This window comes from Micromonospora sp. CA-248212, from assembly GCF_050948405.1.
Lineage (GTDB): Bacteria > Actinomycetota > Actinomycetes > Mycobacteriales > Micromonosporaceae > Micromonospora.
In genome coordinates, this window is the sequence record NZ_CP192023.1 from 5,338,251 (window position 1) to 5,357,777 (window position 19,527).

Here is a 19,527-nt window from a genome sequence, read left to right on the forward strand (position 1 = left end):
CGCGTCCACCAGCCGATGCCATGGACATCGACCCGTTACCTGGTCTGCTCCAGCCAGGAGGCGTACAGCAGCCCGTAGACCGAGTCGGCGTCGCGCACCAACTCGTCGTGCGGGCCCCGCTGCACGACGCGCCCCCGGTCCACCACGATGACCTCGTCGGCGGCCTGGGCGGTGGAGAGCCGGTGCGCGATGGCGAGGGTCGTACGCCCCCGCGTGACCGCGTCCAGGGTGCGCTGCAAGCGCACCTCGGTCGCCGGATCCACCGCGCTGGTCGCCTCGTCCAGCACCAGCAGGTCGGGGTCGGCCACGTACGCGCGGGCCAGCGCGACGAGCTGCCGCTCCCCCACGCTCAGCGCCTCGCCGCGCTCCCCGACCGGGGTGTTGAGGCCGGCGGGCAGACCGTCCAACCAGTCCGCCAGGCCCAACTCCGTAAAGGCGGCCCCCAGCTCATCGTCGGTCAACTCCGGCCGGGCGAACCGCACGTTGTCCCCCACCGTCGCGTCGAAGAGGAACCCGTCCTGCGGGACCATCACCACCCGGGCGCGCAGCGAGTCGAAACGCACCTGCGCCAGCGGCACCCCGGACAGCAGCACCGCCCCCGCCGACGGATCCATCAGTCGGGTCAGCAGCTTCGCGAAGGTCGTCTTGCCGCTGCCCGTCTCGCCGACCACCGCCACCCGGCTCTTCGCCGGGATCTCCAGGTCGATGTCGTGCAGCACCGGCGGGCCGCCGGGATAGGCGAACCGTACGCCCGAGAACCGGATGTCCAACGGACCGATCGGCAGGTCCCGGCCCTGCTCCCCGGGATCCGCGACGTCCGGGGCGACGTCCAGCACGTCCAGCACCCGGCGCCAGCCCGCGATCGCGTTCTGCGCCTCGTTGAGCACCTCGGTGGCGATCTGCACCGGCTGGATGAACAGCGTCACCAGGAAGAGGAACGCGGTCAGCTGACCGATCGACAGCGTGCCGTCCACGCCCAGCGTCACCCCGAGCACCACCACGCCGGCCAGCGCCAACCCGGCCGCCAACTCACCGACCGAGCTGCCCACGATGCTGATCCGGATGGCCCGCTGCTGCGCCATGCGCTGCGCGTCGATGGCCTCGTCCAGCCGCCGCTCGGTACGCCCCGCGATGCCGTACGCCCGGATCACCGGCGCGCCCACGACGCTCTCGCCGATCGCGCCCAGCAGCGCGCCGGTGCGCTGGCGCACCGTCGCGTACGCCGCGCCGAGTCGGCGCTGCAACTGCCGGATGACGAGCACCGCCGGCAGGAACGCCACCAGCACCACCAGGGTCAACTGCCAGGAGTACGCCAGCATGACGGCCGTCGTCACCACGAGCTGGCCCAGGTTGACCAGCAGGATCACCCCGCCCCACTGGAGGAACTGGGTGATCTGGTCGACGTCGCTGGTCACCCGCGAGACCAGCGAGCCGCGGCGCTCCGACTGCTGGTGCAGCATCGACAGGTCGTGCACGTGCCGGAACGCCCGCGTCCGCACGTTCGCCAACGCGGTCTCGCTGACCGTGAACAGCCGGCGCATCATCAGGTAGCCGCAGGCCGTGGTGACCACGAGGATCGCCGCGGTGACCGCCACCACCCACCAGACGACGTCCAGCCTCAGGCCGCCGACGATGCCTCGGTCGATGCCCTGCTGCACCGCCACCGGAACGGCCACCCGGCCCACCATGTAGACCAGCGCCAGGGCCAGGGTGGCGGCCAGCCCGGTCCGCAGCTCGGGCGAGAGGGCCAGCCCCCGCCGCAACGTCCGCCAGGTCGTCTCCGGCCGCTCGTCGCGCTCGTCGGTCGTCACCGTCGTACTCAATGGTCCACCTCGATCTCCAGGCCCGACGGGAGCGGCGCCACCTCGTCGTCGTACGCGCGCTCCTGCGCGCGGTCGACCTCCGCCTGCTCGTAGGCGGTGACCAGGTCCACGTACCCGGGCACGGTGGCCAGCAGCTCGGTGTGCGTGCCCCGCGCGATCACCCGCCCCTGCTCGACGTAGATGACCTCGTCGGCGAGGGCGATGGTGGCCCGGCGGTACGCCACGACGAGGATCGACGCGGCGGGAACCCCCGGCTCGCCGGCCGAGGAGCGCAGGCCGGCGAGGATGGCCGCCTCCACGCGCGGGTCCACGGCGCTCGTCGCGTCGTCGAGCACCAGCAGGCGTGGCCGCCCGGCGAGGGCGCGGGCCAGGGTGAGCCGCTGCCGCTGCCCGCCGGAGAGCGAGGTGCCCCGCTCGCCGACCATCGTGTCCAGCCCGTCGGGCAGCGCCGCGACGAAACCGTCCGCCTCGGCCAGGCGCAGTGCCGCCCACACGTCCTCGTCGTCGATGCCCGGCCGGTCCAGGGCGATGTTGGCCCGTACGGTGTCGTCGAAGACGAACGGCACCTGCGCCACGAGCGCGACCGTGCCGGCCAGCGACGCGGCGGTCAGGTCGCGCGTGTCCACGTCGTCCAGGGTGACGGTGCCCGAGTCCGGGTCGACCAGGCGTACGGCCAACGAGGCGATGGTGGACTTGCCCGCGCCGGTCGGCCCGACCAGGGCGACCGTGCGGCCCGCCGGGACGGTGAAGCCGACCTCGCCGAGCACCTGCGCGCCGGGCTGGTGAGCCTCGGCGGGCGGATAGGAGAAGTGCACGTCGGTGAAGGTGAGGCTGGCCGGGCCCGGGGTGGCCGGGTCGAGCACCCGCTGTCCGTACGGCATCTCGCCGGTGGCGTCGAGGACCCGGCGCACCCGGTCCCAGCCCGCGACGCTGCGCGGCAGCTCGGCGAGCACCCAGCCGATGGCCCGTACCGGGAAGGCCAGCACGGTGAAGAGGAAGGCGACGCTGACCAGCTCGGTGACGCTGATCGCGCCCTGGCGCAGCCGGAACGCCCCGACCACCAGGACGGCCAGGGTGCCGAGGCTGGGCAGTGTCTCCAGCAGCGGGTCGAAGACGCCCCGCAGCCGGCCGACCGCGATGAGGGCGTCGCGCAGCTCACCGGCGCGGCCGGCGAACCGGGCGGTCTCCTGCGCCTCGCGGCCCATGGTCTTGACCACCAGCGCGCCGTCGAAGCTCTCGTGCGCGATGCCGCTGACCTCGGCGCGCAACCGCTGCGCGCGGGCCTGGCGGGGCGCCATCCGGCGGGAGTAGACCACGTTGAGCGCGAACAGCGCGGGGAACACCGCGAGGCCGACCAGGGCCAGGGCCCAGTCGGTGGCGAACAGCGAGACGATCGCGCCGACCAGCATCACCAGCGTGCCCACCGCGAAGGGCAGCGGGGCGATCGGATACCAGGCCGCCTCCACGTCGGAGTTGGCGTTGGACAGCAGCGTGCCGGTGGCGTTGCGGTGGTGCCAGGACAGCGGCAGGTCCAGGTAGCGGCGGGTGACCCGGCGGCGGTAGGCGGCCTGGAGCCGGTACTGCATGTAACCGGCGCCGAGCCGGCGGCCGAAGATGCCGACCACCCGCAGCACGCTGATCCCGAAGAGGGCCACCGCCGCCAGCACCAGCGCGCCGACGCCGACCTCGCCCCGGGCGATCGCCGGCACCACCACGTCGCCGACGACCGCGCCCACCACGTACGCGCTCACGATGACCATCGAGCCGAACAGCACGCTGCCGACCACGGCGACCGTGAAGATCCGTGGCTGCTCGCGGATCGCCTGCCGCAGCACCCCCAGCCCTCTGCCGAGCACGTCCCGGCTTGTCCTGCTCGCCACGCTCTCCCCCGCCGTAAGCCACAATTATCTACCTCATCCTTACCGGTGCGGGCCTGCGCCGCCGACCCGGACGGGATATGTCGACCATCACGTATTCCACGCCCGCGCCAGCGGTACGACCCGGTCCCGCTCGCCGCGCGGCCGCCAGGGTCCGGGCCTACGATCGGCCCATGTCGCGGTACGCCCGAGCCGAGCGCGAGACGCTGGCCGATCTCCTCCTGGCCCTCGGGCCCGACGCACCGACGATCAACGAGGGCTGGGCGACGCGCGACCTCGCCGCGCACCTGGTGCTGCGCGAGCGCCGTCTGGACGCCGCCGGCGGGATCCTGCTGCCGCCTCTGCGGGGGTACGCCGAACGGGTCCGCCGCCGGCTCGCCGCCGGGCCCTACCCGGAGCTGGTGGCGAAGGTACGCCGGCCACCGGTGTGGAGCCCGGTCAGCAACCCGCTGACCGACGAGCTGGTCAACACCATGGAGTTCTTCATCCACCACGAGGACGTTCGGCGGGCCGTCGGGGGATGGCAGCCGCGTGAGTTGCCGCGTGGCCTGCAGGCCACCCTGTGGAAGCGGGCCGCACCGATGGCCCGGCTGACGCTGCGGCGCTTCCCGGCGGACCTCTACGTGCAGGCGCCGGGGTACGGCGAGGTCTCCGTCGGCCGTGGCGGCGAACGACTGCGCCTGGTGGGTGCCCCGGCCGAGTTGGCCCTGTTCCTGTCCGGACGGCAGCGGGTGGCCAGGGTCCAGCTGGACGGCCCGGCGTCGTCCGCGCGGCAGCTGCGCAACGCCAGCCTGGGCATGTGACTTTCTGCGCCTAATCGGTCACAGCAACGTCGGACGAATGCCCCAGTCCCAACGATGCATACCGATACCTCCTCCCGTACGCTTCACCGCGCCGTTCCGCGCCGGGGCGGCACGATGTGGGGGCACACGATGCGAAGTTTCGCAATCTCGGCGCTACGGGAACCCTCCTTCACGGCGGGGCGCCACAAGTCCACAGATCTGGTGGCCAACGAAAGCGTCGATTGGGCGCGCGCTTTCGGCCTGGTCAACTCCGGTCAAATTCATCGACTACAACGGGCGGACGCCGCCGGCCTGGCGGGCCGAGCCTGCCCGGACGGGCCGGCACGGGGGCTGCGACTCCTCACCGACCTGATCTCCTGGCTGTTCGTCATGGACGACGCCTGCGACGAGGACGGCCTCGGGGCCGATCCGAGCCGGCTGGCGCCGGTCATCGCCGCCCTGCTCAACGTGTTGGACCGGGCCGGCGACCCGCGCGCCGTACCACCGCCGGAGGCCGGCCCGCTGGGCGCCGCGCTGCACGACCTGTGCCGCCGGACCCGGGCCGAGGGTCGGGCGCCGATGCTGCTGCGGTTCGTCAGCCAGGTCCGCCAGTACCTGCTGGCGCTGCTCTGGGAGGCCAGCAACCGGGAGCGCCGCCGGGTACCGGGGGTCACGGAGTACGTCCAACTGCGTCGGCACATCGGCGGCGTACACCCCTGTCTCACCCTGACCGACCTCGCGTCGGAGCAGCCACCCGGGCCGGCGCGGCGGGCCGATCCGGCGCTGACCGCCCTGGACCTGCTGGCGGTGGACCTGGTGTGCTGGTGCAACGACCTCTTCTCGTACGGCAAGGAGAGCCGGTCCGGCCCGGACGCGCACAACCTGGTGACGGTCATCGCCCAGGAGAGCGGCCTCGACGAGGCGGGCGCGTTACGGGCCGCCGCGGAACGCTTCAACCGGGGGTTGGCGGCGTACCAGGCGGCGGAGGAGGGCCTGCTGGCGAGCGGTGTCGCGGCGTTGCGCTCGCCGTTGGCCGCGCGGCGCAACTGGGTCCGGGCCACCTACGACTGGTCGGTCGTGGCTGCCCGCTACGCCTGATTCAGGGCGCCGGTCGGCGCGGCAGGGTCGCCGGACGATCACCGGCACTAGCCGATGCCCGGTATCAGGCAATACTCTTCGGTAACCACTATGACGTGACGACCGTCACGTCGCCACCCCCGAAGGCGGCTACAGCGATGGCTCTCGATGTACCGTACCGTTCCATCCCGGACATGTTCCTCAAGCGCGTGGCGGCCACCCCCGACCGGCACGCGTTCGCGTCCCCGACCCCTGACGACTCGGGGCCCAACTGGTTGACCTGGGCGCAGGTCGGCCAGCGCGCCAAGGCCGTCGCCGCCGGCCTGCACGCGCTCGGCGTCGGCCAGGAGAACCCGGTCGCGATCCTCGCCAACACGCGACTGGACTGGGTGGTCGCCGACCTGGGCATCATGTGCGCCGGCGGGGCGACCACCACCGTCTACCCGACCACCGAGCCGGCGGACGCGACGTACATCATCGCCGACTCCGGCTCGCGGGTCCTCTTCGCGGAGAACCCGGCGCAGGCGGCCAAGATTGCCGGAGCGGAGCTGCCGGCGCTGACCCACGTGGTGCTCTTCGACGGCGCCCCCGACCCGAACGCCGCGATCCCCCAGCTCACCCTCACCGAGCTGGAAGAGCGGGGCAGCCGGGCGCTGGCCGCCGAACCCGATCTGATCGACATGCTCGTGGCCGGCATCGGCCCCGACCACCTGGCCACGCTGATCTACACCTCCGGCACCACCGGCCAGCCCAAGGGTGTCGAACTGTTGCACGGTGGGTGGTGCTGGGAGGCGGTGGCGCAGGCCGACGGCGGGCTGCTGCGCGACGACGACCTGCAGTACCTGTGGCTGCCGCTGGCGCACTCGTTCGGCAAGACGCTGCTCTGCGGCGCGATCCACGTCGGCCTGCCGACGTACGTGGACGGGCGGGTGGAGAAGCTGGTCGACCTGCTCGCGGTGATCCGCCCGACGCTGATGTGTGGCGCCCCCCGCGTCTTCGAGAAGGTCTACAACCGGGCGGTCACCACCGCGCAGGGCGCCGGCGGCGCGAAGGCGAAGATCTTCGCCTGGGGTGTCCAGGTCGGTAAGGAGAAGGTCGCGCTGGAGCAGGCCGGCAAGCCGGTGCCGGCCGGGCTCAAGCTGCGCTACGGGCTGGCCGAGAAGCTGGTGTTCAGCAAGCTCCAGGCCCGCCTGGGCGGCCGGATGCGGGTGCTGGTCTCCGGCGCCGCGCCGCTCAGCCCGGAGATCGCCACCTTCTTCGCCGCGGCCAACCTGCCGATCTCGGAGGGCTACGGCCTCACCGAGACCAGCGCCGGCAACTTCGTCAACCCACCGGACGGGCTGCGCATCGGCACGGTCGGGAGGGCGATGGGCGACCTGGAGTGCCGGGTCGACACCGACGGCGAGATCCTCGTGCGGGGTCGCCCGGTGATGCGCGGCTACCACAACCTGCCCGAGGAGACCGCCGCCGCGTTCACCGAGGACGGCTTCTTCCGCACCGGCGACATCGGCACGCTCGACGAGCAGGGCTACCTGCGGATCACCGACCGCAAGAAGGACCTGGTCAAGACCTCGGGCGGCAAGTACATCGCGCCGTCGCACATCGAGGGCATGTTCAAGGCCATCTGCCCGTACACCTCGCAGGCGGTCGTGATCGGGCAGGCCCGCAACTTCTGCACGATGCTCGTCACGCTCGACGCGGACGCCATCCGCGGCTGGGTGGCCGGCGGCCCGCTGGAGGGCCGCGACTACACCGAGATCGTCGCCTCGCCGGAGGCGCAGGCGATGGTCGAGGAGTACGTCGCCCAGCTCAACGCCAAGCTGAACCGCTGGGAGACGATCAAGAAGGTGGCGATCCTGCCGCGTGACCTGACCATCGAGGACGGCGAGGTCACCCCGTCGTTGAAGATCAAGCGACGGGGCGTGGAGAGCAACTTCGCCGCCGAGATCGACAAGATGTACGCCGGCTCCCTCGCCGAGCTCTAGGAACGTGTCGTCGTGGCCCCGCACCCGCCCGGGTGTGGGGCCACCGGCGTCCTCGGTCCGCTCAGGCGATGACCGACGGCTCCGGCCACCGCTGCCGGCCGCTGCGGTCCAGGTCGTAGCGGACCGTGGCGATCCGCTCCACGGCCTCCACCAGCTCGGCGGCCGGCAGGGTGAACGGCAGCCGCAGGAAGCGTTCCAGGGTGCCGTCCAGACCGAACCTCGGCCCGGGCGCGAGCCGTACGCCGACCTCCTCGGCGGCCCGCGCGAGCGCGCTGGAGACCGGGCCGTCCAGCTCGGCCCAGAGGGTCACGCCGCCGCGCGGCACGGTCACCCGCCAGTCCGGTAGTCGGTGTGCCAGCGCGCCGAGCAACGCGTCGCGCTGGGCGGCGAGCTGCGCCCGACGGTCGGCGACGATGGCTGCCGCGTCGGCGAGCAGGCGCACCGCGACCAACTGGTCGAGCACCGGGCTGGACATGTCGACGCCGACCCGGACCGCCGCCAGCCGCTGCACCTGCGGCGCGGAGGCGCGGACCCAACCGATCCGCAGACCACCCCAGTACGGCTTGCTCATCCCGCCGATGCTGACCACCCGGGAGTGCCGGTCGAACGTGGCCGTGGGCGGGGGCAGCTCGACGCCGTCCAGCGGGAGGTCCACGAAGGACTCGTCGACGATGAGATCGGTGCCCACGGCGTGGGCGGCGGCGACCACCCGCTCGCGCAACGCGGCGGGCATCAGGTGGCCGGTCGGGTTCTGGAACTCCGGGATCAGGTACGCCAACTTGGGGCGGGTCTGCCGCAGGCTGCCCAGCAACAGGTCGGGCTCCCAGCCGCCGGCGTCGGCGGACAGACCGTGCGTGGCGATCCGGGCCCGCCGGCCGGCCAGCGCGGCGAGCGCGTTGGGGTAGGTCGGTGACTCGACCAGCACGTTCCCGCCGGGGGCCAGGGCGAGGCGCAGCACCAGGTCCAGGGCGTGCTGGGTGCCGCTGGTGACCATGATCTGGTCGGCCGAGGTGGGTAGCCCGCGCGCGGTGTAACCGGCGGCCACCGCCTCGCGCAGCTCACCGATGCCGGTCGGGTGGTAGCCGGCGCCGCCCAGGTAGCGGGGCAGGTCCTCGACGGCGGCGCGGGCAGCCCCGAGCAGTTGCGGCGGGGCCGCCAGCGCGGCGACGCCGAGGTCGATCATGTCCCGGTCGTCCAGTGGGGTCCACAGGCCGGTGCTGGCGACCCGGTGGTTGCCCGGCAGCATCGTCCAACTGCCGGCGCCCCGCCGGCTGGCCAGGTGGCCGGTCTCACGCAGCTCCCGGTACGCGGCCGTGACCGTGGTGCGGCTGATCCGCAGCGCCTCGGCCAGCTCACGTTCCGCCGGCAGCCGCACGCCCAGGGGAAGCCGGGCGTCGGCGAGCAGCCCGCGTACCGCACCGGCGAGCGCCGCGTAGTCGGGGCTGCGGCGACGGCCCGGCAGGGCGTGCCACTGCCCCAGCAGTCGCGCTAATTGGACCCCTCGCACCTGACCAGTCATGACCACTCCTCGGATATTGGCCTCTTCCTCCGGGAGGATTGGCACCTAGGGTGGCATGCATGGCACTGATTGGCAATCTGCGGGAGCGGCCGGCACGACGGCTCAGCCAGCTCTACGCCGGGCTCGTCCTCTACGGGGTCAGCATGGCCCTGATGGTCCGCTCCCAGCTGGGCCTGGACCCCTGGGACGTCTTCCACCAGGGGCTGTCCGAGCTGACCGGGCTCTCCTTCGGCACGGTCACCATCGGTGTCGGCGCCCTGGTGCTGCTGCTCTGGATTCCGCTGCGACAGCGGCCCGGCCTCGGCACCGTCAGCAACGTGGTGGTGGTCGGCCTCGTGGTGGACGCCACTCTGGCCCTGCTGCCCGCCGGTGGTCCCCTCGGCGTCCGCATCGCCCTGTTGATCACCGGGATCGTCGCCAACGGAGCCGCCACCGCGCTCTATCTCGGCGCCCGCCTGGGTCCGGGCCCACGCGACGGGCTGATGACCGGCTTCGTCGCCCGTCGGCCCCGCTTCTCGGTGCGACTGGTGCGTACCGTCATCGAGGTCACCGTGCTCGCGCTGGGCTGGCTGCTCGGCGGCACGGTCGGCGTGGGTACCGTCGCGTACGCGCTGGCCATCGGTCCGCTGGCGCAGTTCTTCATCCCGCTCGTCGCGGTGCCCCCGGCCAAGGCCGACGCTGACGACGAGTCGGCGGTCACCGCCGGTGACCCGTCGCGTGCCCCGGCCGCCTGAACGTTCACCGACCGTTCACGGACCGGCACGCCGCGCTGGTGGAAGTGGGCTCGTTGGAGGGTGGGTGTTCCCTTCCGCGTCGCTCGCCGTCATCATCACTGCATGGGGGAGAACGGTTGGCGCTGGAGCGACGCATGGATCTTCGTGTCGTTGGTCATCGCGAGCGGCGCCGGACGGCACCGCCGTTCCGCGACCAGCCGCCGCCCGGAGGGCGTACGTCTGACCGACGTGCTGTCCACCGCCGACCATCTCAACCACGCGATTCCCGAACGACACGAGGTGGAGGCCGCGGTCCAGCGGCTGGTCGGCGCGGGCCTGGTCACCGTCGCCGACGGGTGGTTCCGCATCACCGCCGAGGGTGAGCAGCTCTGGCGCAGCCGGCCCCGGGCCGGCGTCGCCACGATGGTGGACACCGTGCAGGGGGTCCTGAGCCGCCGGCACGCGCCCGGCAGCGCGGACTGGATCCTGGAGGAGGCCGACCACGCGGCGGCCGTGCAGGAGTACGCCGTCCGCTCGATCCCCACGCCCCGCCGCTCACCCGAGGGGCAGTCCGGCGGCCACTGACCCACAACGAGATCTTGGACAGTTTCCGTTAGCTACTAACGAAAACTGTCCAACATTGCCACGGTTAGGGCGCGCCGACGGGCGGAGCGGGTAGCGGCAGGACCAGCAGGTGCGTGGGTGTGCCGTCGGGCATCGCCGACCCGCCGACCTGCCGCCAACCCGCGCGCTGGTAGATGTCGCGGGCCGGCGCGGCCGGGTTGGACGCGAGAGTCGCCCACCGCTCGGCCCGCCCGTCGAGGAGCCGGTACATAAGCTGCGCGCCAATGCCCTCACCCCGCCGGCCGGGACGCACGATCCATTCCATGACCGCGAACTTGTCCACGGCGCGGAGATCGGCGGGCGGCTCGGCGGTGGCACGCGTCCACCAACGCCCGGCAGCCATCGTCGAACCGTACGCCGCACCGACCAGTTCCCCCGCGTCGTCCGCCACCACGAGGGTGAACCCAGGGCGCCTCGTCTCAGCAGGCAGGGCGGCGGCGAACGCGGCCACCTGATCCGGTCCCTCGACGTACGGCGGCTCCGCGTAGACGACCGCGTAGAGACCCACGAGCGCCGGGAGTACGGCCGCGGCCGATTCGCTGTCATGCATGGTGTACGTGACGGGCATGGCAGCAGAGCCTAGGCCCGGATCCGGTCGGCGAGATCAATGAACGCGGTCCGGGACCGTTCCACTGTGGGTACCGCATCCACGACCTGAGCGGCCACCGAGCGAAGCGAGTTGTTGTGCAGGTCGACCGGGAGCGCGTCAAGGGTGTCTGCCGCGTGCCGCAACCCGTCGGGAATGTACCCGCCCCGAATCAGCCGGGCAGCCTCATGCAGTTGCACCTGCGCACGTAGCCGCGCCTGCGATGCCGGATACAGGTGGCGGGCCTGCCGCTGCGCGGCTTCAGCGTCGCCCAGCCGGTCCGCATGCGTGTAAACCCACGATTCGGTGTGGTGAATCCGATGCTCCGGCCATCCCCACAGCGACTCCACATCGCTCACGACTGCGGCTGGCAATCGCTGAGCGACGTCGACGAGTTGCCGCACCGCTGTCACCGCCTCCGCATGCCGTCCGGCCAACGAGAGTGCCTGGGCCCGGCCGGCGAGTAATCCGCACACCGCCGACGTGGCTTGTCGGCGCAGCAGCGGCAGCACGTCGTCGGACAGGGCGACGACCGCCGATGGTGGACGTCCGTCGTAGCAACCGTTCACCACGTCCCACGCCCGCACCAACACCCGGGTTTCGGTGTCCCCGGATTGGTCGGCGACCCGACGGGCCGTCTGCCACCAACGCCGACCCATCACGATCTGGCCCGAGGCGACAAGGCTCAACGCGACGACGACGGACAGGCGTGCGGCGGCCTGCAGGAGACCAGGACGACGCGCACCGGGGTCAGCGGCGATCTGGTGCTGCAGCACCGTCAGATCGGCCGTCAGCTGGGCCATCAACGCGGGACGGGGTTGACGGTAGTAGCCGTGACCGTAGTCGACCGCGATCTGCTCCCACTCGTCATGATCGGGAGTCGCCGCGTCGCCAAGGCCGTGGCGAAGAGCCTCCAACCCCGCCAGGGGCGCGACGGCGGGGGCGGCGGCCAACGCCGTCATGGCCCGCAACATGGTGCGTCGGTGCAGGTCGGAGGCACCGACCCGCTCACTCCGGTACGCCTCGACGAGCGCCCCGTCGGCGTCTAGGGCCCGGTCGCAGGCCGTGGCCAGGGCCTCGGTTGGGCGGCGGTCACCGCGCTCCACTTGGGCGATGTGGCTGTACTGGAAATGGATGATGGCGCCGAACTGTCGCAGGGACAGTCCGGCGCTCTCCCGATGCTGCCGGAGCAGCCTCCCGAAAGCGTCCATGGTCGGCTCCTAGCGTGTGCAGGAGCGTGTGCACACGACGCACGCCTGCCGTATGGGCAGCATATCGGCCATGCTCGACGTGTCAGCCCACCTGACACAGCGGGTTTCCACCGGAAACTCTCTGCCGTCTTGGGTGATGTCACTCCTGCCCCCGGAGCCGAGCATGACCGACAGCCTTCATGTACCTGCGGGCACCCTGCTTCACCTGCTGGCATGGGAGATCACCCCCAATCCCACCAACCGCGACGAGCTGGTGTGGGCGGTGGTCGTGGGCCAACAGGCGGTCGGCGGCATGGTGCGGATGCGAGGGCACACGTGCTCTGGCCCCGTGCCGGATTGTGCCGGCGGATGGTGCTTCGAAGCAGAGGTCTCGGTCGCGGCGATTCGCGCGAACCTGAGTGGAGCCCGGTGAGTGCACCCGCCGCCGAACTACCGGACCGCTGGTGGCGGATTCTGGCCGAGCATGAACAGCGACACGGGCGATGCCCGATCTGCGGCACCCGCGCACGGTGCTGGGCATGGGCGGGAGCGTTCGGGAACCTCGTGGCGAACGACGCGTACCATCTCGGTCCACCGTCACCGCGCGCCAGCGGTTCACCAGCCGCCGCGTCCCCGATCTCCCGGGCAAGACACGACGACCAATGACCTTGGTATGAGTCGTGTAGGACGAATCAGGGCCGCAGTTTCGCGTCCTTGACCCCGCCGAGGAATGCCGTCCACGCCGCGGCGGTCGCGACCAGGGAGGGGCCGGACGGGTCTACGTGCGACACGGACACTGCCCCGTGGGCAGTACAACAGCTGCCGATGAGTGCGTACGCCCAGTTGGCGACCGCTGCGGCTTGGACCGCGATGACCAGCTAACACTCAGCGCCGTGCCGCTCTTGCCGTACGCCGACGGCAGGAGCGGCACGGCCTGGTGCCGACTAGGCTTCAGTGCGTCCGCAGCAGAAGGAGCTCCGTTGATCTCTGAGAAGTTTTGGTCGTACATCGACCTGCTCGACGACGCGGCGAGCCCGGAGGGGTGCGGGCGTCTCGTCGAGTCCCTTGGTTCGGCCGGAGAGGCAGACGTGCGGCAGTTCGCCGACGATCTCGTCGAGGCAGTGCGCGCACTCACCAGCGCGCGCCACCAGTCGCAAGCGGTCTGGGACGTGTCAGAGCCGGCCGCAACGCCCGCGCTGCCCATGTCCGACGACGTCTTTCTGTACGCCAGACTCGCCGTCGTCGCCGCCGGCCAGCGCTCGTGGCAGGCGGTCCGCGCCGATCCCGACGCCATGTCGGGGCGCTGGCACGTGGCAGATGCCGAGGAGCTGTTGGAAGTAGTGCCGACGGCGTTCCGACGCGCCACGGGTCTGGAGTGGGACGAGGACCTGGTCTTCGACACGCCGCTCGCTGGCGGCGGCCCCGGAGCCGAGGCCGGCGTCGCCGACGACGGCAAGTGGTGGAACTGGTACATGTGCGGACACATGTACGACGTGAAAGCCGAACGTGATGAGTTCGACGCCGTGTCCTACGAACTGGAAGCGGCGATCGACGCTGATCCCGCCTGGCGGGCATGGTGGGCCGGATCCGGCGTGCCCGATCTGGAGACCTACCCGTTCTACACCTGGGACGTCGTCCCGAAACAGCGCCTGAGCAAGGGCCGAAAGGTGGTCCGAGTTCACTTCGGCTTTGACGCCGCGGTTCTGCACAACGCACCCGTCCGGGACCTGCCACGTCTTGCGGCTGAGCATCAGCGGGCGATGTTCGAGTATGCGCAGGTGAGACTCGGCCTGCCGGAGATGCCGCCCGTGCCGAGGCCTGACCGAACATAGCTGGCAACGTGTCGCGGGATGTCTCCCGGGCCCGACCCCGCCGTTCGTCCCAGTGGTCAGCCCGCCTGGCTCGGGACGGGTCGAGGTGGACTGATCTTCAGCTGATCGGCGGTGGAACACCGGCCGCAGGTCGAGGGTGGTCTTCATGTCGCGCCAGCCGCGTTCGACCTCGAGGAGCTGCTGGTAGCCCAGGGCGACCTGACCTGCACCTTCGGGCCCGAGTGCCGAATATATCGACGCGAACCTGCGGAACGCAGGGGCGGAGGAGACATCGACGACAAGGGTGACCGCATGCGCGAGGGTCGACGGTCGACCGAACTGGGCGTCGGACCGAGCAGAAGGACGTCGCGCGATGAGCCGGCTAGCGGACCGGGTGGCCGCTGCGGCGCAGGGCGTCCTTGACCTCGCCCACCGTCAGCTCGCCGAAGTGGAAGACGCTGGCCGCGAGGACCGCGTCGGCCCCGGCCCCGATCGCGGGCGGGAAGTGCGCCACCTCGCCAGCCCCGCCGCTGGCGACGACCGGCACGTCCACCACGGCTCGCACCGCGGCGATGAGTTCCAGGTCGAAGCCCGCCTTGGTGCCGTCGGCGTCCATCGAGTTGAGCAGGATCTCCCCCGCGCCCAGCTCGGCCACCCGCCGGGCCCAGTCCACCGCGTCGATGCCGGTGCCGCGCCGACCGCCGTGGGTGGTGACCTCGAACCCGCTGGGCGTGTCGCCCGTGGGCGCGCGGCGTACGTCGAGGGAGAGCACGAGCACCTGCCGGCCGAACCGGTCGGCGATCTCGGCGATCAGCTCCGGCCGCGCGATGGCGGCGGTGTTCACGCCGACCTTGTCGGCTCCGGCGCGCAGCAGCGTGTCGACGTCGCCGACCTGCCGGACCCCGCCCCCGACGGTCAGCGGGATGAAGACCGACTCGGCGGTGCGGCGTACCACGTCGAGCATGGTGCCCCGGTCACTGGACGACGCGGTGACGTCGAGGAAGGTCAGCTCGTCGGCGCCGGCCCGGTCGTAGGCGGCGGCCAGCTCCACCGGGTCGCCGGCGTCGCGCAGGTCGAGAAAGTTGACCCCCTTGACCACCCGCCCGGCGTCCACGTCGAGACAGGGGATCACCCGTACCGCCACCGTCATGCGGTCAGCCTATCCTCCGCGCACGGCTCGGCGGCCGACCCGAGGGGGCCGACCGCCGCGCCGCAGGTGCACGTCACACCCGGACGAGCATCTTGCCCAGGTTTTCGCCGCGGAGCAGGCCGAGGAACGCCGCCGGGGCGTTCTCGATGCCGTCGACGACCGTCTCGTCGTAGGAGAGTTTGCCCTCGCGCAGCCAGCCGGCGACGTCCTGGACGAACGTCGCGCGCACGTTGTTGTGGTCGTTGACCAGGAACCCGCGCAGGGTGAGCCGCTTGCCGATGACCAGCGCCAGGTTGCGCGGCGCGGCCGGCGGCTCGGTGGCGTTGTACTGGGCGATCATGCCGCAGATGGCGACCCGGCCGTGCAGGTTCATGGCCGAGATCGCCGCCTCCAGGTGGTCGCCACCGACGTTGTCGAAGTAGACGTCGATGCCGTCCGGGGCGGCGGCGCGCAACGAGTCGCGGACCGGCCCGTCGTGGTAGTCGAACGCGGCGTCGAAGCCGAGTGCCCGGAGCCGCTCGACCTTGGCGGCCGACCCGGCGCTGCCGATGACCCGGCCCGCGCCCTTGAGCTTGGCGATCTGGCCCACCAGGCTGCCGACCGAGCCGGCCGCGGCGGAGACGAAGACCGTCTCGCCGGGCCGCATCGCGGCGACCTCCAGCAGACCGGCGTACGCGGTGAGTCCGGGCATGCCGAGCACGCTCAGGTACGCGCTGGCCGGGGCGATGCTCGCGTCGACGGTGCGGGCGCGGCCGGCGTCGAGCAGCGCGTACTCCCGCCAGCCGAGCCCGTGCAGGACGGTGGCGCCCACGGCGATGTCGGGTGACTCGCTGGCCACCACCTCGCCGACGGCGGCCCCGTCGAGGGGGGCGTCGAGCGCGAACGGCGGCACGTACGACTTGACGTCGTTCATCCGTCCCCGCATGTACGGGTCGACGGAGACGTACTGGTTGCGGACCACGATCTGGCCCGGTCCGGGCGTCGGGACGTCGGTCTCGACGAGCCGGAAGGTGTCCTCGGTGGGCCAGCCGTCGGGGCGGCGGGCCAGGTGGATCTCGCGGTTGCTGGTCATCGGGGGGTCGTCCTCTCGTACGCGGGTGGGGTCCGGGGCCGCGACGGTCAGGCGGCCAGGGTCTCGCGGACGGTCAGCGCGACGTCGATGTTGCCGCGGGTGGCGTTCGAGTACGGGCAGACCTGGTGGGCCTGCTCGACGAGCTGCTCGGCGGTCTCCCGCGCGACGGCGGGCAGGTCCACGATGAGCTGGGCGGTGAGCCCGAAGCCACCGCTGCCGTTGGGGCCGATGCCGACCTCGGCGGAGACGACGGAGCCGGTCACGTCGGCCTTGGCGCGGCGGCCGACGATGCGCAGGGCGCTGTGGAAGCAGGCGGCGTAGCCGGCGGCGAAGAGCTGTTCGGGGTTGGTGGCGCCACCCTCGCCGCCCAGTTCCTTCGGCGACGCCAGGTCCATGGCGAAGGTGCCGTCGGAGGTCTCGACGTGGCCGTCCCGGCCGTCACCGGTGGCGGTCGCGGACGCGGTGTAGAGAACCTTCATGATGGTCACTGCTCCTTCTGTCGATGGACGGTCTCGGTGACCCGGGTGAGCGTGTCGCGCAACGCGACAAGCTCGTCGATGCCCAGGCCGGTGGCCTGCGCGATCCGCAACGGAACGTCGCAGAGCCGCTCGCGCAGCGCCCGACCCTGCTCGGTGAGGCTCACCTCGACCCGCCGTTCGTCGCGCGCCGCGCGTCGGCGCACCACCAGGCCCGCGCTCTCCAGCCGTTTGAGCAGCGGGGAGAGGGTGCCGGAGTCGAGCCGCAGCTCGGCGCCCAGCTCGGACACGGCGGGCGGGTCGTCGGGGCGTTCCCAGAGGACCAGCAGTACCAGGTACTGCGGGTAGGTCAGCCCGACCTCGTCGAGGATCGGCCGGTACACGTCGGTGAGGGCGCGCGACGCGGCGTAGAGCGCGAAGCACACCTGCCGGCGCAGCACCAGGTCATCGGTCACCGCTGAACCGTAGCCCGCAATTGAGTTGTGCACAACTTATCGGCGCGGGATGCGGCCGTGACGACCGCCACCGAAGCGGTCAGCGGTCGCCGACGTACGCCTCCAACTCCACCTCGACGAGGTGCTCCGGATCGAGCAGACCGGCCACCACCACGAGCGTCGCCACCGGCCGGACCGCGCCGAAGACCGCGTTGTGCGCCCGGCCCACCTCGTCGGCGTGCAGCCGGTCGGTCACGTACATCCGGGTCCGGACCACGTCACCCGGCTCCGCGCCCACCTCGGCGAGCGCGGCCAACCCGATCCGTAACGCCTGCGCGGTCTGCGCGGCCGCGTCCCCGACGTGCGCCACCCGACCGTCCACGGTGGCCGTGCAGCCGGCCGTCAGGGCCAGGTCACCGGCGCGGACCACCCGGCAGTAGCCGTAACTCTGCTCCCACGGCCCGCCCGAGCCCAGCCGGGTGACCGTCACGCCTCGGCCAGGGTGCGCAGCGCCTCGGACACCGTGAACGCGCCCGCGTACAGCGCCTTGCCGGCGATCACGCCCTCCACACCCAGCGGTTCCAGCGTGGCCAGCGCCCGCAGGTCATCCAGGGTGGACACGCCGCCGGAGGCGATCACCGGCCGGTCGGTACGGGCGCACACGTCCCGCAGCAGGTCCAGGTTCGGCCCGCGCATCGTGCCGTCCTTGGTGATGTCGGTGACCACGTACCGGGTGGCGCCTGCCTTGTCCAGGCGCTCCAGCACCTCGTACAGGTCACCGCCGTCGCGGGTCCACCCCCGCGCGGACAGCGTCTGACCCCGGACGTCCAGCCCGATGGCGACCCGGTCGCCGTACTCCCCGACGACCCGGTCGCACCACTCCGGGTTCTCCAGGGCGGCGGTGCCGATGTTCACCCGGGCCGCCCCGGTGCCCAGCGCGGCCCGCAGCGACTCGTCGTCGCGGATCCCGCCCGACAACTCGACCTGCACATCCATCTGGCGCACCACCTCGGCGAGCAGGTGCGCGTTGCTGCCCCGACCGAACGCCGCGTCCAAGTCGACCAGGTGGATCCACTCGGCGCCGTCGCGCTGCCACGCCAGCGCCGCGTCCAGCGGGTCGCCGTAGACGCTCTCGCTGCCGGCGGCGCCCTGCACGAGCCGGACAGCCCGGCCGTCGGCGACGTCCACGGCGGGTAAAAGGGTGAGGCTCAACGTCTTCTCCTCGATCAGGTACGACGGTCCAGGGCGATCACCACGATCGCCGGCAGTACGAGTAGCAACAGCACGATCAACGCGACCCGCAGCGCCAGATCGTCGACGAACGTCCAGATCAGAATCATCGCCGCCCCGGTGAGCAGCACGATCGCCGCGCGCTCACCCCGCGAGTGCCGGGCCAGCCGGCCCGAACGACCCCGCCGGACCTGCGGCGTCAACCGGCGCAGAACCGCGCGGCGGCGCTGCCGACGGGCCACCCGGCGCTGCCGGACCGCCCGCTCCCGCGCCTGCTCCGCCTCACGTTCCGCCCGCCGGCGGGCCCGCTCGCGGCTCACCGCGACGCCCGCTGGGCGAACGCCGGGCGGCGTCGACGCTCAGTCACCGGCGGGCAGCGCGGCGAGCCAGTTGCGCAGCAGCGCGGCACCGGTGTCGGCGGACTTCTCCGGGTGGAACTGCGCCGCCGACAGCGGCCCACGCTCCACCGCCGCCACGAAGTCGGTGTCGTGGTGGGCCGTGGTCACCAGCGCGCCCGCGCCCGCCAACGCCGCCGGCTCGCCCATCGCGTACGAGTGCACGAAGTAGAAGCGGCTCTGCGCCGGCAACCCGGCGAACAGCACCGAGCCCCGGGGCGCGCGGACCGTGTTCCAGCCCATGTGCGGCAGGCGGTGCGCCGCCAACCGGGTCACCCCGCCGGGCAGCAGCCCGAGGCCCTTCGTCACGACCCCGTGCTCCTCGCCGTACTCGAAGAGCACCTGCATGCCCACGCAGATGCCGAGCACCGGCCGGCCCGCCGCCACCCGCTCCGCGATCACCGGGCCCGCGCCGAGCGCCTCGATACCCGCCATGCACGCGGCGTACGCGCCCACCCCCGGCACCACGAGACCATCGGCGGCAGCCGCCGCGGCCAGGTCGTCGGTCACCCGGACGCTCGCGCCGGCCGCTTCGAGGGCCCGCTCCGCCGAGCGCAGGTTGCCCGAGCCGTAGTCGAGCACCACCACGTCGGCGGTCACGACCCCGACTCCGGGATCAGCCGCAGCACCCCGGCGGCCGTGGCGAGCAGCGCCAGCAGCGCGGTCACCACGACGGCGCCGCGCGGAGCGCCCTGCCGGTGCAGCGACCACGCCCCACCCACCAGCACTCCGGCAAGAATCAACAGCAACGTCGGCAACGCGGCACCCATCAGAGCCACCTTC

General features: G+C 72.2%; 21 protein-coding genes and 1 pseudogene. 7 read left to right on the forward strand and 15 right to left on the reverse strand.

The genetic code is table 11. The features are described from left to right. Window positions 1–35: 35 nt before the first annotated feature. Window positions 36–1,811, reverse strand: a complete 1,776-nt coding sequence (locus tag ACQP03_RS24930) for an ABC transporter ATP-binding protein (protein WP_396832921.1) — start codon at window positions 1,809–1,811, stop codon at window positions 36–38. An 8-nt stretch (window positions 1,812–1,819) separates the two neighbouring features. Further along, entirely contained in the window at window positions 1,820–3,703 is a 1,884-nt protein-coding gene (locus tag ACQP03_RS24935) for an ABC transporter ATP-binding protein (RefSeq protein ID WP_396832886.1), read from the reverse strand. Between the two features lie 170 nt (window positions 3,704–3,873). Here ACQP03_RS24935 and ACQP03_RS24940 point away from each other — a divergent pair, with 170 nt between their 5' ends. From ACQP03_RS24940 to ACQP03_RS24950, 3 genes are all read left to right on the forward strand, one after another. Continuing rightward, window positions 3,874–4,503: a TIGR03085 family metal-binding protein gene (locus ACQP03_RS24940; RefSeq protein WP_357127055.1), complete on the forward strand. Its 630-nt coding sequence runs from the start codon at window positions 3,874–3,876 to the stop codon at window positions 4,501–4,503. A gap of 201 nt (window positions 4,504–4,704) precedes the next feature. After that, window positions 4,705–5,580 (forward strand): terpene synthase family protein, encoded by an 876-nt coding sequence (locus tag ACQP03_RS24945; RefSeq protein WP_433458690.1) that lies wholly within the window; start codon window positions 4,705–4,707, stop codon window positions 5,578–5,580. A 137-nt stretch (window positions 5,581–5,717) separates the two neighbouring features. Continuing rightward, window positions 5,718–7,544 (forward strand): AMP-dependent synthetase/ligase, encoded by a 1,827-nt coding sequence (locus tag ACQP03_RS24950; RefSeq protein WP_357127050.1) that lies wholly within the window; start codon window positions 5,718–5,720, stop codon window positions 7,542–7,544. A gap of 61 nt (window positions 7,545–7,605) precedes the next feature. On the opposite strand, the gene ACQP03_RS24955 is transcribed toward ACQP03_RS24950, so the two are convergent. Next, window positions 7,606–9,063 carry a PLP-dependent aminotransferase family protein gene (locus ACQP03_RS24955; RefSeq protein WP_357127047.1) on the reverse strand — a complete coding sequence of 486 codons (1,458 nt, stop codon included), beginning with the start codon at window positions 9,061–9,063 and terminating at the stop codon, window positions 7,606–7,608. A 59-nt stretch (window positions 9,064–9,122) separates the two neighbouring features. Here ACQP03_RS24955 and ACQP03_RS24960 point away from each other — a divergent pair. Together ACQP03_RS24960 and ACQP03_RS24965 are read left to right on the forward strand one after the other, a co-directional pair. Next, window positions 9,123–9,792, forward strand: a pseudogene (locus ACQP03_RS24960) (YczE/YyaS/YitT family protein); the annotation flags it as partial. Window positions 9,793–9,899: 107 nt separating this feature from the next. Next, on the forward strand, window positions 9,900–10,361 hold the full coding sequence (locus ACQP03_RS24965; protein ID WP_357127041.1) for a hypothetical protein: 462 nt from the start codon (window positions 9,900–9,902) through the stop codon (window positions 10,359–10,361). Between the two features lie 64 nt (window positions 10,362–10,425). Here the strand turns inward: ACQP03_RS24965 and ACQP03_RS24970 are convergent, their stop codons facing one another. Then, window positions 10,426–10,968: an N-acetyltransferase family protein gene (locus ACQP03_RS24970; RefSeq protein ID WP_433458693.1), complete on the reverse strand. Its 543-nt coding sequence runs from the start codon at window positions 10,966–10,968 to the stop codon at window positions 10,426–10,428. Between the two features lie 11 nt (window positions 10,969–10,979). Further along, a complete protein-coding gene (locus tag ACQP03_RS24975) occupies window positions 10,980–12,197 on the reverse strand; it encodes a helix-turn-helix domain-containing protein (protein ID WP_433458695.1) in 1,218 nt (405 codons plus the stop codon). 163 nt (window positions 12,198–12,360) lie between these two features. Here ACQP03_RS24975 and ACQP03_RS24980 point away from each other — a divergent pair, with 163 nt between their 5' ends. Next, a complete protein-coding gene (locus ACQP03_RS24980; RefSeq protein WP_357394890.1) occupies window positions 12,361–12,609 on the forward strand; it encodes a hypothetical protein in 249 nt (82 codons plus the stop codon). Window positions 12,610–12,868: 259 nt separating this feature from the next. Here ACQP03_RS24980 and ACQP03_RS24985 read toward each other — a convergent pair whose 3' ends face one another. Then, window positions 12,869–12,973 carry a DUF397 domain-containing protein gene (locus ACQP03_RS24985; protein WP_433458697.1) on the reverse strand — a complete coding sequence of 35 codons (105 nt, stop codon included), beginning with the start codon at window positions 12,971–12,973 and terminating at the stop codon, window positions 12,869–12,871. A gap of 183 nt (window positions 12,974–13,156) precedes the next feature. On the opposite strand from ACQP03_RS24985, the gene ACQP03_RS24990 reads away from it, so the two are divergent. Next, window positions 13,157–14,008, forward strand: a complete 852-nt coding sequence (locus ACQP03_RS24990; protein WP_433458699.1) for a DUF4240 domain-containing protein — start codon at window positions 13,157–13,159, stop codon at window positions 14,006–14,008. Between the two features lie 361 nt (window positions 14,009–14,369). Here ACQP03_RS24990 and hisF read toward each other — a convergent pair whose 3' ends face one another. The 9 genes from hisF to ACQP03_RS25035 form a co-directional block, all read right to left on the reverse strand. Then, window positions 14,370–15,137 carry an imidazole glycerol phosphate synthase subunit HisF gene (gene hisF / locus ACQP03_RS24995; RefSeq protein WP_357398348.1) on the reverse strand — a complete coding sequence of 256 codons (768 nt, stop codon included), beginning with the start codon at window positions 15,135–15,137 and terminating at the stop codon, window positions 14,370–14,372. A 73-nt stretch (window positions 15,138–15,210) separates the two neighbouring features. After that, the gene (locus ACQP03_RS25000) at window positions 15,211–16,209 is read right to left on the reverse strand and encodes an NADP-dependent oxidoreductase (RefSeq protein ID WP_357127023.1); all 999 of its coding nucleotides are present in this window, start codon (window positions 16,207–16,209) and stop codon (window positions 15,211–15,213) included. A gap of 47 nt (window positions 16,210–16,256) precedes the next feature. After that, window positions 16,257–16,688 carry an organic hydroperoxide resistance protein gene (locus ACQP03_RS25005; RefSeq protein ID WP_357127020.1) on the reverse strand — a complete coding sequence of 144 codons (432 nt, stop codon included), beginning with the start codon at window positions 16,686–16,688 and terminating at the stop codon, window positions 16,257–16,259. 5 nt (window positions 16,689–16,693) lie between these two features. Beyond that, window positions 16,694–17,140, reverse strand: a complete 447-nt coding sequence (locus tag ACQP03_RS25010) for a MarR family winged helix-turn-helix transcriptional regulator (protein WP_357398346.1) — start codon at window positions 17,138–17,140, stop codon at window positions 16,694–16,696. Window positions 17,141–17,219: 79 nt separating this feature from the next. Then, window positions 17,220–17,609: a RidA family protein gene (locus tag ACQP03_RS25015; protein WP_433458703.1), complete on the reverse strand. Its 390-nt coding sequence runs from the start codon at window positions 17,607–17,609 to the stop codon at window positions 17,220–17,222. Next, window positions 17,606–18,331, reverse strand: a complete 726-nt coding sequence (gene priA / locus ACQP03_RS25020) for a bifunctional 1-(5-phosphoribosyl)-5-((5-phosphoribosylamino)methylideneamino)imidazole-4-carboxamide isomerase/phosphoribosylanthranilate isomerase PriA (RefSeq protein ID WP_433458705.1) — start codon at window positions 18,329–18,331, stop codon at window positions 17,606–17,608. The genes ACQP03_RS25015 and priA overlap by 4 nt, the downstream gene beginning before the upstream one ends. Window positions 18,332–18,345: 14 nt before the next feature. Beyond that, entirely contained in the window at window positions 18,346–18,669 is a 324-nt protein-coding gene (locus tag ACQP03_RS25025; RefSeq protein WP_357127008.1) for a hypothetical protein, read from the reverse strand. Between the two features lie 39 nt (window positions 18,670–18,708). Next, window positions 18,709–19,344 (reverse strand): imidazole glycerol phosphate synthase subunit HisH, encoded by a 636-nt coding sequence (gene hisH / locus ACQP03_RS25030; protein ID WP_433458707.1) that lies wholly within the window; start codon window positions 19,342–19,344, stop codon window positions 18,709–18,711. Next, a complete protein-coding gene (locus ACQP03_RS25035) occupies window positions 19,341–19,514 on the reverse strand; it encodes a hypothetical protein (protein WP_266244462.1) in 174 nt (57 codons plus the stop codon). The genes hisH and ACQP03_RS25035 overlap by 4 nt, the downstream gene beginning before the upstream one ends. Window positions 19,515–19,527: the final 13 nt, after the last annotated feature.

Bases quoted from the DNA above. Each gene is read 5' to 3' on its own strand.
- ACQP03_RS24940 (WP_357127055.1), top strand. From the start codon at position 3,874: ATGTCGCGGTACGCCCGAGCCGAGCGCGAGACGCTGGCCGATCTCCTC.
- ACQP03_RS24950 (WP_357127050.1), top strand. From the start codon at position 5,718: ATGGCTCTCGATGTACCGTACCGTTCCATCCCGGACATGTTCCTCAAG.
- ACQP03_RS24955 (WP_357127047.1), bottom strand. From the start codon at position 9,063: ATGACTGGTCAGGTGCGAGGGGTCCAATTAGCGCGACTGCTGGGGCAG.
- ACQP03_RS24965 (WP_357127041.1), top strand. From the start codon at position 9,900: ATGGGGGAGAACGGTTGGCGCTGGAGCGACGCATGGATCTTCGTGTCG.
- ACQP03_RS24970 (WP_433458693.1), bottom strand. From the start codon at position 10,968: ATGCCCGTCACGTACACCATGCATGACAGCGAATCGGCCGCGGCCGTA.
- ACQP03_RS24975 (WP_433458695.1), bottom strand. From the start codon at position 12,197: ATGGACGCTTTCGGGAGGCTGCTCCGGCAGCATCGGGAGAGCGCCGGA.
- ACQP03_RS24980 (WP_357394890.1), top strand. From the start codon at position 12,361: ATGACCGACAGCCTTCATGTACCTGCGGGCACCCTGCTTCACCTGCTG.
- hisF (WP_357398348.1), bottom strand. From the start codon at position 15,137: ATGACGGTGGCGGTACGGGTGATCCCCTGTCTCGACGTGGACGCCGGG.
- ACQP03_RS25000 (WP_357127023.1), bottom strand. From the start codon at position 16,209: ATGACCAGCAACCGCGAGATCCACCTGGCCCGCCGCCCCGACGGCTGG.
- ACQP03_RS25005 (WP_357127020.1), bottom strand. From the start codon at position 16,688: ATGAAGGTTCTCTACACCGCGTCCGCGACCGCCACCGGTGACGGCCGG.
- ACQP03_RS25035 (WP_266244462.1), bottom strand. From the start codon at position 19,514: ATGGGTGCCGCGTTGCCGACGTTGCTGTTGATTCTTGCCGGAGTGCTG.